Source organism: Streptomyces spongiae, assembly GCF_009377185.1.
In the GTDB taxonomy this organism is placed as follows: Bacteria; Actinomycetota; Actinomycetes; order Streptomycetales; family Streptomycetaceae; genus Streptomyces; species Streptomyces spongiae.
Window position 1 is genome coordinate 1 of record NZ_VJZC01001057.1, and the last position, 1,390, is coordinate 1,390.

Genomic DNA, 1,390 nt, shown 5'->3' on the forward strand with positions numbered 1-1,390 from the left:
GGGTACGCGTGGATGGGGTTGCCGCCGGTATGAGCACGTCCGGCGCCGCACTCGACTGGGAGGTGCGGCGCCGGACGGGATGAGCCTCGTGTACCGCCCCGGACGGACGTGCACGTATGACTCGGACGATCACATACGGATACGGCTCAGACGTTCACGCCGAAGTCCTGCGCGATACCGCGCAGGCCCGACGCGTACCCCTGGCCGATGGCGCGGAACTTCCACTCCGCTCCATTGCGGTAGAGCTCACCGAAGACCATGGCGGTCTCCGTGGAGGCGTCCTCACTGAGGTCGTAGCGGGCGATCTCGGCGCCGCCGGCCTGGTTCACGACGCGGATGAACGCGTTGCGCACCTGGCCGAAGGACTGCTGGCGGGTCTCGGCGTCGTAGATGGAGACGGGGAAGACGACCTTCTCGATCTCGGCCGGGACCCCGGCGAGATTGATCTTGATCTGCTCGTCGTCGCCCTCGCCCTCACCGGTGAGGTTGTCACCGGTGTGCTCGACCGAGCCGTCCGGGCTCTTGAGGTTGTTGAAGAAGATGAAGTTCGCGTCGTTGCCGACCTTGCCCGAGGCGTCCAGCAGAAGAGCGCTGGCGTCCAGGTCGAAGTCGGTACCGGTCGTGGTGCGGATGTCCCACCCCAGACCGACGATGACCGCGGTGAGGCCCGGGGCCTCCTTGGTCAGCGATACGTTGCCGCCCTTGCTGAGGCTGACTCCCACGAGTCCTCCCATTGGTGTCCAGGGGCGGGAAGCCCCGCCGTGCGTTGCCATCGGATCAACGATTCGATCCTAGTGAGGGGTTCCCGCCCGTCACAGGCCATGCGGGACAGGAATCACAAGGTGTCGAGCGCCTTGACGTACTCGTTCAGGTCACGGGCGTCCGGCAGTCCGTTCAGCACGCTCCAGCGCACGACCCCCTCCTTGTCGATGATGAACGTGCCGCGCACGGCGCAGCCCTTGTCCTCGTCGAAGACGCCGTACGCGCGTGAGGTCTCGCCGTGCGGCCAGAAGTCGGAGAGCAGCGGGTACTCCAGGTCCTCCTGCTCGGCGAAGACGCGCAGCGTGTGGATGGAGTCGTTCGAGACGGCGAGGAGCTGGACGTCGTCGTTGACGAACTTCGGGAGGTTGTCGCGGAGCTCGCACAGCTCGCCGGTGCAGACGCCGGTGAAGGCGAACGGGTAGAAGAGCAGCACGACGTTCTTCTCGCCGCGGAAGTCCGAGAGCTTCACGGTGGCGCCGTGGTTGTCCTTGAGCTCGAAGTCCGGGGCCTTGTCGCCGACCTGGATCGCCATGATGTCCTGCGTTCCCTTCCATGGGGTTCGGGGCACGCCCCAGCCTACGCAGCGATCACGGTGCCGCGGAGAAGGTCGCCCCCGCCGCCCCTACCC

2 protein-coding genes are annotated in these 1,390 nt (G+C 66.5%); both read right to left on the reverse strand.

Going from position 1 to position 1,390, the window contains the following annotated elements:
• Window positions 1-146: 146 nt before the first annotated feature.
• Complete coding sequence (locus FNH08_RS50075; RefSeq protein ID WP_322726683.1) at window positions 147-722, reverse strand: TerD family protein; 576 nt, start codon at window positions 720-722, stop codon at window positions 147-149.
• A 113-nt stretch (window positions 723-835) separates the two neighbouring features.
• Window positions 836-1,294, reverse strand: a complete 459-nt coding sequence (locus tag FNH08_RS50080; RefSeq protein WP_152778673.1) for a peroxiredoxin — start codon at window positions 1,292-1,294, stop codon at window positions 836-838.
• Window positions 1,295-1,390 lie beyond the last annotated feature (96 nt).

Bases quoted from the DNA above. Each gene is read 5' to 3' on its own strand.
- FNH08_RS50080 (WP_152778673.1), bottom strand. From the start codon at position 1,294: ATGGCGATCCAGGTCGGCGACAAGGCCCCGGACTTCGAGCTCAAGGAC.